We start from the raw sequence: 14223 nt of genomic DNA on the forward strand, positions 1-14223 counted from the left end.
TAAAACTTTGCAACAGAACCAATAATTTACTGCTTTACAATTGGTACCCAAAGCTCCATTGATGTTATCCTTAAATCTTAGAGTCATTATTGTATAATTTACACAAAGGAAAAAAATATGCAAAAACGATACTCAAAAGAATTTAAAGAAACCCTTATTGACTTCTATCATTCTGGGCAATCCGTTACACAGCTTTCTAAAGAATACAGCGTGTCTCCTGCAACAATTTACAAATGGATCGACCTCTACTCTAAGTCTAATGAAAGCTCAGTTTCTAAAGCTGATTTTCTAGAATTAAAAAGACAACTAGCAAAAGTTAAGGAAGAACGAGACATCTTAAAAAAAGTATTGACCATATTCGCCGAGAAAAAGAAGTGAGTGCTGCGGATATGACTCAAACCATTAAAACTTTAGCACTCAATGTCAGGCTCAGTTGTCAACTTCTTGGTGTCCCTGAATCAAGTTATTATGAACGGATCAATCGACGTCCTTCCAAAACTCAATCACGGAGGCAACACTTGGCAATTAAGATTGTCCAACTTTTCAAGGCGAATCGGGGAATCTATGGGGCACCTAAGATTCAGCACCTCTTACTAAATCAATGGGAAAAAGTAGGGTTAAACCTCGTACAAAAAATAATGAAACAACTTCAGATCAAGTCAGTCGTCGTTAAAAAATTTAAACCAGGACACTCCGTTAGGGATGGCATTAAAAGAAAGAACCTCATACAAAATGAGCCTACAAAGAAAAATAAGGTTTGGTCAACCGATATTACTTATATCCCGACTCAACAAGGCTGGGCTTATCTCTCAACCATTATGGATCGTTACACTAAAAAAGTCATTGCTTGGGATTTAGACAAGCGAATGACTGTAGAATTAGTACAAAGGACTTTGATTAAGGCATTGGAATCACAAAACTATCCAGAAGCTGTGATGCTTCATTCTGACCAAGGAAGTCAGTATACAAGTCATGAGTATGAAGAGACAATAAAAAATTCTGGACTCACCCACTCCTTCAGTCGTAAGGGGTATCCTTATCATAATGCCAGTCTTGAATCTTGGCATGGACATTTAAAAAGAGAGTGGGTGTATCAATTTAAATATAAGAACTTTGAAGAAGCCTATCAGAGTATTTTCTGGTACATTGAAGCCTTTTATAATTCAAAACGAATCCATCAAAGTTTAGGCTATCTTACACCTAATCAATTTGAAAAAGGAATTGCTTAAAATAAATACATTAAAATTCTACGTTTGTGACTCTAAAAACTTGACTTAACGTCAAACAATTATTAACGCTTTTTTTTATGTCTAATTATTTGATAATAGTCCAAGTGGACTAATATCAAATATTTAGACACAAAATGAGCTATATTTTCTTAAAATAGTTTTCTTCTTTCTGATTTGGAGTTAAACCATTGTTGGCGGAATGAGGATTATAATTGTTATAAAATTGTTCGATGTATTCAAAGCAAGAGAGTTGAACTTCTTGAATGGAGTGATAAGTTCTGCGATTAATTTCTCGTTGTTTAAGATACTTGAAAAAGACCTCAGTGACGGCATTATCATAAGGATATCCAGGCTTGGAGTAAGAAGCAAGCAATTGATGCTCATCTAATAACTTTCTAAAGGAAGCTGATTTAAATTGGCTTCCTTGGTCCGAATGAAAGATAATTGGTTCCTTAGGCTTCCTCTTATTTATAGCTATTTCTAAGGTGTCACAGGCGAGTTTGGCAACAATCCTATCACTTACTTTCCACGCAATACATTTCCTTGAGTAGAGGTCAAGAATAGCACAGAGATAAACATGTCGTTTAGGTCCTATAGAGATATAAGTGAAATCTGTTGTCCAAACTTGATTTGGGGAGTTCGGGTTAAATTCTTGTTTAAGCAGATTATCAAAAGAAAATACAGGAGCTTTCATTAGATTTAGAGTAGAGGTCTATCCAGTTATAAATTGTTGCAGGGGCCACGTCGTATTCTTTAGACAGCTGGGTGACGGATTGACCAGAATGATAGAAGGTGATAAGGGTTTCTTTAAATTCTTTTGAGTAGCGTTTTTGCATGTTTTTGTCCTTTGTCTAAATTATACAATAGTGACTCTAAGATTTAAGGATAACATCAATATTTAAGTGATAAAAGATTTATAATGAATATGAAAAAAATAGAAGAGCATAGGCTCTTCTATTTTTTATCATACCTCAATCCCATCGCATTGATTGAGACAATCACGGTTGAGATTGACATCAGGACTGCTGCAATGAGAGGGTCAATATAAATCCCTGTAAATGGATAAAGAATACCCGCTGCAACAGGAATAGCAATAATGTTATAGCCTGCTCCAAACCAGAGGTTTTGTTTCATTTTTCTAAGCATGCGTTTGGAGATATTAATCATATCCAAGACGTCACTTGGATTGGAGTTAACTAGGACGACATCAGCGGTACTGATAGCAACCGAAGTTCCTGCTCCAATCGCAAAACCAATCGTAGCAGTTGCAAGAGCTGGGGAATCATTGACACCATCACCAATGAAAAGCACGCCGGCTTTCTTTTGGTACTCTTTCACAATTTCTGCTTTATCTTCAGGTTTTAATTCCGCTCTAAATTCGGGAATATTTAGTGCACTAGCAATTTTTTGAGCAGTTTCTTTATTATCACCCGTGAGCATAACAGGGGTAATTCCTTGGGCTAATAAACCATTGATAAAGGCTTTCGCGTCTGCTTTAGGAGAATCTCCTAAGGCAATAAATCCTAAAACATCTTGTTGTTCATTGATTAGGAAAGATACAGTTAAACCTAAATCTAAATATTGAGCAATCTTTTGTTCATCATAAGAAAGTTGATTTTCACGAAGATATTTATAGTTAACAATTTGATAAAAGTTTTGATTAACTTGCCCTTTAATTCCAACTCCTGGAATATTTTCAACCGCTTCAACTTTTAGATTTTCAAGAGATTTAGCAGCTGCAACGATTGATTGAGCAATCGGGTGAGTGGAACTTCCTTCAAGTGCTGCCATGATTTGGAGAACGTCTGTTTCATCAGTAAAATCAATAACATTACGAACAATAAACTTACCGTCAGTTAATGTTCCCGTTTTATCCATTAAGGCATATTTAATTGTATTTATTTTTTCTAGAGAAGTTCTGTTTTGAATTAATAAACCATTTTTAGCAGAAATACTGGTTAGGCGAGAAACAACAAGTGGAACCGCAAGACCTAAAGCGTGTGGACATGCAATTACAAAAACAGAAACCGCAAGAAGTAGAGCAAAACTAAAGTTGGAACTAATTGTCCAAAAAATTAATGAGAAGATACCGACAATAAGTGCGGCATAGAAAAGGTAACCAGCCACTCTATCTGCCATATTTTCCAAATTAGATTTTTGAGCTTGGGCTTTCTTGACTAACTCGGCCACTTGATTGAGAAATGAATCTTTTCCAAGGGTTGTGACTTTCATCTCAAATGGTTGGTTTTGATTGAGGGAACCACCATAAACAAGGTCATTTGTTTTTTTATTGACTGCTCGACTTTCACCAGTAATCATTGACTCATCAACGAGCGCTTCACTTAATATAAGGCCATCTGCAGGTATTTTTTCATTTTCTTTCACTAAAAGCAAATCACCAACTTTTAGTTCTGAAAGCTCCACATCCTTCCCACTTTTTAAGTGAGCTTTTTTGGGAACAAGGCTTGCTAAATCTTTCAATGCATCGCCAGCACCCATGATTGCTTTCATCTCAATCAGATGACCAATCAGCATAATGACAATTAAAGTTGCCAGCTCAAACCAGAAGTTCATACCCATATGTCCGTTAAGACTCATGATTGTGGCATAAACAGAATAAGCATAGGCAACGGTAATTCCCATTGTAATCAGCATCATCATGGCTGGCTTACGGCTTTTTAATTCACCTTTTGCTCCGCTAAAAAAAGGAGTCCCAGAGTAAAAGAAGATAATTGTACCAAGGATGAGTTGCAAAATTTCACTTCCGGGGAATTTAAGGATAGTAAAGCCCGCGATTGGTGAAATGAGTAGAAGCGGAATCATAAGAAGGATAGCCACTTTGAGCTTTTTACTCATATCACCCATATGCATCATGTGTCCTCCATGATTCATCATATCCATATTGTCCATATCATGCATATCATGCATATTATCCATATTGTGCATGTTGTGCATCTCATGGTTTTCGTGCTCCATATCCATCATTTCATCGTGATTAGACGAATGAGTTTTATTTGACATATTTTCCTCCTAAATGAATGCTTTGAAATTTCTATCTATATATAGTTTACAATTGTAAACCATCAAAGTCAAGGGAAAAAGTTGTATTCTATAAATATTACAAATCAATAACCTTAAGGTTCTTTTGTTACCTAAATGTGATATTATAATATATATTCATAGTGATACTCAATAAAAAAGTATCGGCAAGGAGAGAATAAATGAAAAAAATACGGCCAGAAGTGACTACGGTTACCTCCAAGTCTCATTTTCGAACTTGGAAATCAGGGAAAAGAATGAGTTACGAAGAATAAAAAAATAGAGTATATTTTTCAAACTAGAAAGACAAAAAGCACCTTTTGAAAGGCGCTTTTCTAATTCAACCGTTTTCATAAACAATAAGTTCAGTACACTCCCCTTGTTTTAAATAGATTTTTGTTTTAACGCAAATGGATACTCTATAATGTGACTGAGCCTCCTTTAATTAATTGGACAATTTTGGTTCAAATTTTGTGGTGCAATATATCAAAGGGTTCTGTTGCAAAGTTAAAAAAATTAATAAGAAAGAATTGAGATAACTATTCAATTTATAAGCTATTAACTTTATTTTTTTCCAAAAAATAAATATATAAAAGTAGAATATTTAAAAACCAGCCAATAACTTAATCGTTGTGAGCCGGTCTTTTATTTTATTCTAAAACTTATTAATATATCTATAAATTGTGGTTCTTGAAACTCCCCAAGAATCCGCAATCGACTTAATCGGCGTACCACTTTCTACCAAGGTTTTAAGAAGCTTTACGTCTTGCTCCGAAAATTTCTCAGGTCTTCCTCCAAGTCGTCCTCTTGCACGTGCAGCTTCTCTACCAGCGGCAGAACGTTCTAAAATAAGGTTTCGCTCAAATTCCGCAAAGGCCGCAAATAAATGAAACATCAATTGTCCAGTCGAACTTGATTTATCCATTGTAATATTTTCTTGTAGACTATGAAAACTTACCCCCTTATTATTAAAAGAATTAACAATATTAATGAGGTCCTCCATATTTCTACCTAATCGATCTAACCGCCAAACAACGATCGTGTCCCCAGGACGAGAAAATTCGATGGCGGATTTTAATCCAGGTCTATCTTTTTTACTTCCTGACATATGATCAGTAAATATTTTTTCACAGTTATATTTTTTTAGACTATCTTTTTGTAAATCCAAATTTTGAAGTCCAGTTGAAACTCGTGCATATCCGATATTCATTTTTTTCTCCTTTGTTCTAATTTATTGTATCATAACTTAGAAATATATATATAAATGAACATAGAATAAATTACGGGTTAATGAACAACAAATGTAAATGATTTTGAGAAATTTAATAGGAAAAGAAAAGTGTTCAGAAAATGACCATTTTCTGGACACTCTTCTTTTGAAAAAATATTGCTCATTTTATATCTAATTATCTGATAGTGGTCCAAAATATTTATTATCTCTTAGGTTCTGTTGCAAAGTTTCCCAAAAGAGTATAGAAGTCCTAGTTTAACATTTTGACTATGCTGGGATCCCCATCAGAACTTTAATTTCGGTCGACACCGAAAATCCGAAGAGTGTTCCATTTCTTCGGTTCTTTTTGTATATTCCTCGAATGGTCTCCATGCCCTTTATCGTGGTTGAGGCAGTACGAAGACTTCTATAAAATTTATTACGCCGCTTAATTGGCCGATGGTCCTGCTCAATTAAATTGTTGAGATACTTCACTGTTCGATGCTCCGTCTTGGTATATAAACCGTTCCTCTGCAACTTTCTAAATGCAGCTCCAATAGACGGAGCTTTATCCGTGACAATTACTCTAGGTTCACCAAACTGCTTATGTAGTCGTTTCAAGAATGCATAAGCAGCTTGAGTATCCCGCTTCTTTCGTAACCAGATATCTAAAGTCAATCCATCCGCATCAATTGCACGATAGAGATAATGCCAACGACCTTTGATTTTGATATAAGTTTCATCCATTTTCCACGAATAGAAGGACTGTCTATTTTTCTTTTTCCAGAGATGATAGAGGACTTTACTGTATTCTTGTACCCAACGATAAATAGTTGTGTGACAAACGTTAATCCCACGATCATAAAGGAGTTCTTGAATTTCACGATAGCTTAGATTGTAACGTAGATAATAACCAACAGCGACAATAATCACATCTTTTTGAAATTGTTTACCTTTAAAATAGTTCATTGATATATCCTCGCTGTCATTTTTATTCATTTTACACTAAAATAGACTTATCAGAAAACTTTGCAACAGAACCATTTTGGCAATTGTTTGAAAATTATTGCATGCCTTTAATTTTAAGAGTATACTGATATTATTGAATATAAATGAGATTTACATATGGAAAATCAAACAAATTTTGAAGTAGTTTCAGATGAAGAACTTTCTAAAATTAATGGAGGGGTAGCTTTGGAACTTACTCGTGAAGGTTACTATAATCAATATGGGGGCCCACTTCTTTATGAAAACCGTCCTTTGTTAGAATATTGATTCTTAAATGACAAGTCAGTAGTCTTGCAACCGTCGAATTAATTGTTAGTGAATTAAGTATTGGACAGGAAATAGATTATCTATTTCTTGTTTTTTAGGTGAAGTATTATATGAAAACTATAAAAAAATATAAATTAAATCTTTTTTATTTATTGTTATTTGTTCTCCTACATACACTCTATAAGATTCCTGGATATTTGGTATTCGCATATTATTTAGACAATCCTTTGATATTGCCCTTTACAGATTTTCTATATACAAATTCTGCGTTAGCTTTTCCAATCTTATTAACTTTGGTGGCAGTCATTGTTATAATTATTCCATATTACTTAGGTTTTTTTAAGAATACGTTTGAAGGGTGGTCGACAATAAGAGTATTTAGACTACTAGTAATTCTATTTGTTTTATTGCTCCTTATCTATTTTACTAATGTGTTAATGATTAGGTTAGGTTTTTCATCTTCAAATCATGTTGGTAGATCACAAAACTATTTGATTACCATGCCAAAAGTTATGCAATATTATATTATTGGAATAGTAGCTCCTATTATTGAAGAAATTCTTTGGAGAGTATTTTTATTTAAAGCAGTAGGAAATAAAAATCTTGCCCTATTTGTTTCATGGCCTTTATTTGCTTTTGCTCACACAGGCCTTTCTCTTGAAATAATTCCTTATTTGTTTTTATCCTTCATTGTTACTTGGGCATATTATCGCAATGAGAATGTATTAGAAAGTATCTTTATCCATGCTTCCTATAATCTTTTAAGCCCTTTATCTGCTCAATTTTTAAATTCTTTTTTTCATTTTATAGTATAGGAGAAGAGAGGTTCTGTTGCGAAGTTTTAAAATAAAATACAACCTCTCTGAATTTCAATTATCTTAGGCTGATATTCCCAATAAGATTTTGATATAGGTTTCGTCCATGTTCCATGAATAGAAGGATTGTCTATTTTTCTTCTTCCAAAGATAATAGAGGACTTTGCTGTACTCTTGCACCCAACGATAAATCGTAGTATGACAAACATTTATTCCACGATCATATAACAATTCCTGAACTTCACGATAGCTTAGATTGTAACGCAGGTAGTAACCAACAGCGATAATAATGACGTCTTTTTTGAATTGTTTGCCTTTAAAATGATTCATTACTCTGTCCTCTCTGTCTTTTTTCTCAATTTTACACTAAAATAGATTTTTTGGAAAACTTTGCAACAGAACCAAAAATGCAATCAATAAAATTGAAGAAGCAGAGAATGCTCCATATCCAAAAGAGGAGGAGTATAAAGAAAAGATGGAACGATACAATGATTTGAAAGAAAGCCTCGAAGCAGAACGCTCAGGTAAGGTTCGTGACGTCACATCTGATTATGAAAATGTTGAAGAAATGGAGATGTAAATTCTATACTTCTAAATATGAAAATAAAGTGTTCTCAATCAAAAAACCACCTACAAGCATAATGGCTTGTGGGTGGTTTTTTTGTTATAATATTGTAGTAGAGTTTATGAACGGTAGCCTGATTGGAGGTGGTGCTTATGATTATTTCGTGGGCAAAACCTCACAAAACATGAAAGGCGAAAATTTTTTGACTGTATTTCAGGCATTGAGTCTCATGATTGCATTTGCAACCTTGATGATTCTTGTTATAAATACGAGTAACAAAAAATGACCGTTCTGCTTAGCGGGCATTGAAGGTCATTTAGATTAATATGTGTGCTACCGTTCTTAACACGGCTACATTAGGACTTGTTATAGCAAGTCCTTTTTTCTTTATCTTTATTATACCACTCCAAAAACATATACGCAAATAAACTTACGTGAAAACTTACTTAAATAATTAATTGAATAATTACTTGAAAACTTGTAATTAAAATTATGCTTCTTACTAATAAAATCAAAAACATACTCTAACGAATCGTGTGTGAAATCAGAATATGCTTTTTGCTTAAGTTCATGGCTCTTAAAAAATATCATAAAATTTGAAGATAAACAACTCATATTACTTTAAAAAAACCCCTGGTATTTCGATTAAAAAACTCTCATTTTCTCATAAATTTACCATATTCGGCGATTTTTAGCCCTTTTTTATCACTCATAATATGTGAATGGCTCAACTGTGGGTTTTCCGCTTGAAATAACTTTCCGAAAAAGACAAGTTTTTTATTTACTTATCTATAAATTCCCTTATTTATATTTTCGACGCTTTTTACCTATAAATAGTACTAAAGTAATAACTATTATAAAAATTATTACTGTTAACCCACTGCCCTCCAATCCGAATAAACCTCCATTGAAAAAAACTTTATTAGGAGTATCTTTCGACTCAAGAATTAACGCCTGATTACTATTTCCTGATACTGAAACTCCAAGAACAGGGCCCTGCATAAAATTCCATGCACTATGAAAAGCTCCTACTGTCCATAAATCATTAGTATAGCTTCTAATAATACCAGTAAAAATACCAAATAAGAATAAGCTAATTAGTGCCATTAGTGTTATTCCATCATTTGTAGCGTGCATAAATGAAAAAAATAAGGCACTAATAATTATTGCGACTCTTTTTTGGGTTATTTTCATCAATCTTCCTTGTAAATAGCCTCTACATACTATTTCTTCAGCCATACCTTGAAATCCATAACCTAAGAAAAAAAGAATTAATAATCTGAAATTAGACATGGACCATACCATCGTTATCTGAAATCCTGAGAAGTATACAGAGATACTCCAAATAGTTAATAAAAGCACTAAACCTAATGTATAACCTAAAATATATTTTGATAATCTCTTTTCTTTTGAAAAAGGCATTACAATATCTAACTCTTGTTTATTTTGTTTATAGGTAGCTAGTAAAAAAAGAGGTAGCATTATTCCGCCCATTAGTTCAACTATCATTAAAAATTGATTGGTTTCTAAAACACTTAGATTAATTCCAGTTCCAGCGTCGTAAAGACCTTGGTAAAATCCTATAAATAGTGAAGGAATCCCCATAATAAAAGTAAGCAAAAACGCTAGTATTATGAATTTACAAATATCTATAATTTTATTCATTCTAGTTGTCTAACCTTTACCTTTCATTTATCTGACTCTGATTTTTATTTAAATGTTTTTTTAGTTTATCTCTGTAGATATTATAACGTTGTCTATATCTTCTAAATGTTCGACGATTAATTCCTGTCTGTTCCTCTACTTCTTTGTCTGTATAACCTTTTAAATATAAATCAAAAGCTAGATTTAAACGGGGGTCATTCTCTTCAAATTTTCTTTTGCCACCTTGAAATTTTCCTTTTTCTTTAGCTATTTTTATGCCTTGCTGCTGACGTTCTTTAATTTTTTTTCGTTCCGCCTCTGCTTGATATTTATAAAGCTCAATGACTAAATTATTAATTAATCGTCTTAAATTTTCATCGTCAATACCACATTCATCGAGGGCAAATTTAGAACTTCTAATGTTGCTCCTTTTTGCTGTATCTCATTCATGATAGTTGTAAGGTCACTATTATTTCTTCCTAAACGGTCTAATTCTGTCACAACGACAATATCTCCCTCGCGGATATATTCTAACATTGCTTTTAATTGCGGTCGTTCGGTAGATTGTCCGCTTACTTTATCTGAAAAGACCTTATAAACGTGTTCTAAGGCTTCTAATTGTCTATCAAGGTTCTGTTCCTTGCTACTTACACGTGCATATCCAATTTTACTCATATTATTTTTTATGGTTCTGTTGCAAAGTTCCCCAAAAGAGTATAGAAGTCCTAGTTTAACATTTTGACTATGCTGGGATCCCCATCAGAACTTTAATTTCAGTCGACACCGAAAATCCGAAGAGCGTTCCGTTTTTCGGTTCTTTTTGTATATTCCTCGAATAGTCTCCATGCCCTTAATAGTGGAAGAGGCTGTACGGAGACTTTGATAAAATTTATTTCGTCGTTTAATAGGTCGATGGTCTTGTTCTATTAAATTGTTAAGATACTTCACAGTTCGGTGCTCTGTCTTAGTATATAAACCCACACTCTGTAACTTTCTAAAGGCGGAGCCAAGAGAAGGTGCTTTATCGGTCACAATTGCTTTCGGCTCACCAAACTGTTTATGGAGTCTTTTTAAGAAAGCATAGGCTGCTTGTGTATCCCGTTTCTTTCGTAACCAAATGTCTAAAGTTAGTCCATCTGCATCAATGGCTCGATATAAATAGTGCCATTTCCCTTTGATTTTGATATAGGTTTCGTCCATTTTCCACGAATAGAAGGACTGTCTATTTTTCTTTTTCCAGAGATGATAGAGGATTTTACTGTATTCTTGTACCCAGCGATAAATCGTAGTGTGACAAACGTCAACCCCACGATCATAAAGGAGTTCTTGGACTTCACGATAGCTCAGATTGTAACGTAGATAATAGCCCACAGCGACAATAATCACATCTTTCTGAAATTGTTTGCCTTTAAAATGATTCATCCATATGTCCTCGCTGTCTTTCTATCCCATTTTACACTAAAATAGACTTATCGGAAAACTTTGCAACAGAACCGAAAATAATACGAAAAAAGACACTCACTGAATGTCTTTTTTAAATATTCCATTTATTTCTTTTCTTTTTTAGTTCATTTACTTTTTAAATATTCAAAGTGATGTTATCCAAACTATTAATTACAATCTGGATAATAGATTAATCAAAAAGATTATTTTTTTCAATACGTCAGAAGGATACTCAATTGAACAAAATCAATTAATAATAGCTTGTGTAAAGCAAAATGTAGAAGTTATTGTTCTTGAGAACAATCCAAAAACTCCCACTATCAATGCTATCTTATACTAAAATATAGATTTTATTATAAGAAGATAACTATAATACACTTAACAAATACTATTTCCTTGTGTCCATACAAGGAAATTTTTATTTATCTCACATTATACGAATTCTTCTCCTCGATAGTTTCTCTTCATAAAGTGTAGTATTGTCACCTAAAACAATTTGTTAGATGTATTAAAGATGCTATAATAGAGAGATGTATTTTCATTTAATTTTAAATATTAAAAACTAGAAATGAGATAACTATGATTTTAATCGCTCTATTAGCCGTTCTAATTCCTCTTTTTTTATTGGGGATTCTAAATATGTCTGCACGATCAGGAATGACAATTAGTGCCATAATTGTTGCTTTAACAGGATATTTTTTTTGGAAAATCCCAATCAACGTAATCTTTGCTTCAATCTTACAAGGTATGCATAAAACTTTACCAATTTTGTGGATACTGTTTGGAGCTTTGATGCTCCTGAATGTTTTACGTAAAACTGGAGCGATTGATTCAATTAATGCCGGGTTTAAGTCACTCTCACTTGATATGCGTATTCAAGGAATTTTGGTTGCTTATCTTTTTGGGGCGCTCATTGAAGGTGTCTCAGGATTTGGTACTCCTGCAATGGTCACTGCTCCTCTCCTTATTGCGCTAGGTTTTACACCTTTATCTGCTGTTGTACTGGCATTAGTCGCTAATTCTACACCAGCCGCATTTGGTGCAGTAGGTACCCCAATTACAGTTGGTTTAAGTAATGCTGCTCAAGAACAAGGAAATCATATTTTCTCTCAAGTCTCTTCGACAATAACTTCCCTAGATCTTCTAGGTGGTGCATTTATGCCAACTATTTTAGTCTTATTAATGACAATAATGTTAAATAAAAACAAGAAAAATCAACGTGATTGGCTAGAGATGATCCCCTGGACATTATTTATTGGAGTATGTTATAGCAGTTTTGCGTGGTTATATTCTCGTGTAATCGGTTATGAATTTGTATCTATTATCACTCCACTTACACTGCTTGCTCTAACAATAGTTTTATTACGTTTCAATTTTTTATTGCCTAAAAGTACTAATCAAAATCCTTGGAGAAAACTGGAAGCAAAAAAACAAGAGGTTCAATTACAAACTTTGAAGGTAGAAAACATGTCTCTAATAAAGGCTTGGCTACCTTATGGTATTGTAGTACTACTTCTTCTGATTAGTCGAACGATCCCCGTAGTAAAAACTTTTTTAAATAACACCATTAATTTGAGTTGGAATTCTATCCTAGGATTTAAAGAAATAAATTCGGAATGGGATATTCTTTATTCTCCTGGCTTAATATTAACCATTGCTTCCTTGATTGCTTTGGCTGTTCAAGTTAAATCACTAAAACTTTTTACGCCAATCGCTAAGGATGTTTTTTCAACAATTATGAGAACAGGACTCACCCTCGTAGTAACTTTAATTATGGTCCAAATTTTTTCAAATTCAGGTATGAACAATGGAAATCACTTATCAATGCCTTCCTATACTGCTGAAGTACTTTCAAGATACTTATCAGGTGTTTGGATATTTATTGCTCCATTTATTGGTGAATTAGGTTCCTTTATTACTGGAAGTACCACTGTATCTAATCTTACCTTTGCCTCTATTCAAGCCGATATTGCCTATGATTCTGGACTTCCCATCAATGCAGTATTAGCTGGGCAAGTTATTGGTGCTGCGGCTGGAAATATGATTTGTGTATTTAATATTGTGGCAGTCAGTGGAATCGTTGGTCTTTTTGGAAAAGAAGGTGAAATCCTGAGAAAGACAATTGTTCCAGCATTACTCTACGCAAGCTTGATTGCCATATCGACTTCACTTTATCTCGTCCTCACTTGAAACGGTTCTGTTGCAAAGTTCCCCATAACTCCTGATTTATTGTAAAATGTAAGAAAACGAGAGTGAGGGTAGACAGATGGATCATTTCAAAGGGAAACAATTTCAAAAGATGTGATTATTGTCGCTGTTGGTTACTACCTGCGTTACAATCTGAGCTATCGTGAAGTCCAAGAACTCCTTTATGATCGTGGGGTTGACGTTTGTCACACTACGATTTATCGCTGGGTACAAGAATACAGTAAAATCCTCTATCATCTCTGGAAAAAGAAAAATAGACAGTCCTTCTATTCGTGGAAAATGGATGAAATCTCTATCAAAATTAAAGGACGTTGGCATTATCTCTATCGAGCCATTGATTCTGATGGATTAACTTTAGACATTTGGTTACGAAAGAAACGGGATACTCAGGCGGCTTATGCTTTCTTAAAACGGCTCCATAAACAATTTGGACAACCTAGAGTGATTGTAACCGATAAAGCACCATCGATTAGCTCTGCATTCAGAAAGCTACAGATTAACGGTTTATATACCAAGACAGAACATCGGACAGTTAAGTATCTCAATAATTTAATTGAGCAGGACCATCGTCCAATTAAGCGCCGTAATAAATTTTATCGAAGTTTACGAACTGCCTCAACCACGATTAAGGGCATGGAGACTATTCGAGGAATATACAAAAAGAACCGAAAAACGGAACGCTCTTCGGATTTTCGGTGTCGACTGAAATTAAAGTTCTGATGGGGATCCCAGCATAGTCAAAATGTTAAACTAGGACTTCTATACTCTTTTGGGAAACTTTGCAACAGAACCTTT

At 33.9% G+C, this 14223-nt stretch carries 12 protein-coding genes and 4 pseudogenes; 7 read left to right on the top strand and 9 right to left on the bottom strand.

Translation table 11 applies throughout. From position 1 onward, the window contains the following. The first annotated feature begins 117 nt into the window (after positions 1-117). A protein-coding gene (locus tag MHB61_RS13320) for an IS3 family transposase (RefSeq protein ID WP_137016147.1) occupies positions 118-1229 on the top strand; the annotation gives its coding sequence in 2 pieces (ribosomal slippage) (positions 118-334 and positions 334-1229; 1113 coding nt in all). Positions 1230-1352: 123 nt separating this feature from the next. Here MHB61_RS13320 and MHB61_RS13325 read toward each other — a convergent pair. The 3 genes and pseudogenes from MHB61_RS13325 to MHB61_RS13335 form a co-directional block, all read right to left on the bottom strand. Next, a pseudogene (locus MHB61_RS13325) lies at positions 1353-1920 on the bottom strand (IS3 family transposase); the annotation flags it as partial. After that, on the bottom strand, positions 1898-2065 hold the full coding sequence (locus MHB61_RS13330; protein ID WP_137016522.1) for a transposase: 168 nt from the start codon (positions 2063-2065) through the stop codon (positions 1898-1900). The gene MHB61_RS13330 and the pseudogene MHB61_RS13325, both read right to left, overlap by 23 nt. Before the next feature lie 118 nt (positions 2066-2183). Continuing rightward, positions 2184-4250: a heavy metal translocating P-type ATPase gene (locus MHB61_RS13335; protein ID WP_262652340.1), complete on the bottom strand. Its 2067-nt coding sequence runs from the start codon at positions 4248-4250 to the stop codon at positions 2184-2186. A 200-nt stretch (positions 4251-4450) separates the two neighbouring features. Between MHB61_RS13335 and MHB61_RS13340 the strand changes: the two genes are divergently transcribed. Continuing rightward, the gene (locus MHB61_RS13340; RefSeq protein WP_137016019.1) at positions 4451-4543 is read left to right on the top strand and encodes a KxYKxGKxW signal peptide domain-containing protein; all 93 of its coding nucleotides are present in this window, start codon (positions 4451-4453) and stop codon (positions 4541-4543) included. A 380-nt stretch (positions 4544-4923) separates the two neighbouring features. Here the strand turns inward: MHB61_RS13340 and MHB61_RS13345 are convergent, their stop codons facing one another. Next, the gene (locus tag MHB61_RS13345) at positions 4924-5478 is read right to left on the bottom strand and encodes a recombinase family protein (protein ID WP_174131687.1); all 555 of its coding nucleotides are present in this window, start codon (positions 5476-5478) and stop codon (positions 4924-4926) included. Between the two features lie 288 nt (positions 5479-5766). Next, positions 5767-6447, bottom strand: a complete 681-nt coding sequence (locus MHB61_RS13350) for an IS6 family transposase (protein ID WP_262652344.1) — start codon at positions 6445-6447, stop codon at positions 5767-5769. A gap of 156 nt (positions 6448-6603) precedes the next feature. Here MHB61_RS13350 and MHB61_RS13355 point away from each other — a divergent pair, with 156 nt between their 5' ends. Beyond that, a complete protein-coding gene (locus tag MHB61_RS13355; RefSeq protein WP_017865277.1) occupies positions 6604-6753 on the top strand; it encodes a lactococcin family bacteriocin in 150 nt (49 codons plus the stop codon). A 110-nt stretch (positions 6754-6863) separates the two neighbouring features. Then, positions 6864-7568: a CPBP family intramembrane glutamic endopeptidase gene (locus tag MHB61_RS13360; protein WP_017865276.1), complete on the top strand. Its 705-nt coding sequence runs from the start codon at positions 6864-6866 to the stop codon at positions 7566-7568. Between the two features lie 84 nt (positions 7569-7652). Here the strand turns inward: MHB61_RS13360 and MHB61_RS13365 are convergent. Continuing rightward, positions 7653-7898, bottom strand: a pseudogene (locus MHB61_RS13365) (IS6 family transposase); the annotation flags it as partial. 356 nt (positions 7899-8254) lie between these two features. Between MHB61_RS13365 and MHB61_RS13370 the strand changes: the two are divergent. Continuing rightward, positions 8255-8419, top strand: coding sequence for a putative holin-like toxin (locus MHB61_RS13370; RefSeq protein WP_162531832.1), 165 nt, complete (start codon positions 8255-8257; stop codon positions 8417-8419). Positions 8420-8934: 515 nt separating this feature from the next. Here the strand turns inward: MHB61_RS13370 and MHB61_RS13375 are convergent. The 3 genes and pseudogenes from MHB61_RS13375 to MHB61_RS13385 all read right to left on the bottom strand — a co-directional run bounded on the left by MHB61_RS13375 (position 8935) and on the right by MHB61_RS13385 (position 11199). After that, positions 8935-9798, bottom strand: coding sequence for a CPBP family intramembrane glutamic endopeptidase (locus MHB61_RS13375; protein ID WP_017865272.1), 864 nt, complete (start codon positions 9796-9798; stop codon positions 8935-8937). A 16-nt stretch (positions 9799-9814) separates the two neighbouring features. Further along, positions 9815-10452: pseudogene (locus MHB61_RS13380) on the bottom strand (recombinase family protein). Positions 10453-10519: 67 nt separating this feature from the next. Beyond that, a protein-coding gene (locus tag MHB61_RS13385; protein ID WP_195919024.1) for an IS6 family transposase occupies positions 10520-11199 on the bottom strand; the annotation gives its coding sequence in 2 pieces (ribosomal slippage) (positions 10520-10587 and positions 10587-11199; 681 coding nt in all). Positions 11200-11799: 600 nt separating this feature from the next. Between MHB61_RS13385 and MHB61_RS13390 the strand changes: the two genes are divergently transcribed. Together MHB61_RS13390 and MHB61_RS13395 are read left to right on the top strand one after the other, a co-directional pair. Next, positions 11800-13410, top strand: coding sequence for an L-lactate permease (locus MHB61_RS13390; protein WP_137016211.1), 1611 nt, complete (start codon positions 11800-11802; stop codon positions 13408-13410). 76 nt (positions 13411-13486) lie between these two features. Continuing rightward, a pseudogene (locus tag MHB61_RS13395) lies at positions 13487-14165 on the top strand (IS6 family transposase). Positions 14166-14223 lie beyond the last annotated feature (58 nt).

The sequence above is a fragment of the Lactococcus sp. FSL K6-0773 genome (genome assembly GCF_038006485.1).
In the GTDB taxonomy this organism is placed as follows: domain Bacteria; phylum Bacillota; class Bacilli; order Lactobacillales; family Streptococcaceae; genus Lactococcus; species Lactococcus lactis.

Bases quoted from the DNA above. Each gene is read 5' to 3' on its own strand.
- MHB61_RS13390 (WP_137016211.1), top strand. From the start codon at position 11,800: ATGATTTTAATCGCTCTATTAGCCGTTCTAATTCCTCTTTTTTTATTG.
- MHB61_RS13370 (WP_162531832.1), top strand. From the start codon at position 8,255: ATGAACGGTAGCCTGATTGGAGGTGGTGCTTATGATTATTTCGTGGGC.
- MHB61_RS13345 (WP_174131687.1), bottom strand. From the start codon at position 5,478: ATGAATATCGGATATGCACGAGTTTCAACTGGACTTCAAAATTTGGAT.
- MHB61_RS13350 (WP_262652344.1), bottom strand. From the start codon at position 6,447: ATGAACTATTTTAAAGGTAAACAATTTCAAAAAGATGTGATTATTGTC.
- MHB61_RS13335 (WP_262652340.1), bottom strand. From the start codon at position 4,250: ATGTCAAATAAAACTCATTCGTCTAATCACGATGAAATGATGGATATG.
- MHB61_RS13375 (WP_017865272.1), bottom strand. From the start codon at position 9,798: ATGAATAAAATTATAGATATTTGTAAATTCATAATACTAGCGTTTTTG.
- MHB61_RS13330 (WP_137016522.1), bottom strand. From the start codon at position 2,065: ATGCAAAAACGCTACTCAAAAGAATTTAAAGAAACCCTTATCACCTTC.
- MHB61_RS13355 (WP_017865277.1), top strand. From the start codon at position 6,604: ATGGAAAATCAAACAAATTTTGAAGTAGTTTCAGATGAAGAACTTTCT.
- MHB61_RS13360 (WP_017865276.1), top strand. From the start codon at position 6,864: ATGAAAACTATAAAAAAATATAAATTAAATCTTTTTTATTTATTGTTA.
- MHB61_RS13340 (WP_137016019.1), top strand. From the start codon at position 4,451: ATGAAAAAAATACGGCCAGAAGTGACTACGGTTACCTCCAAGTCTCAT.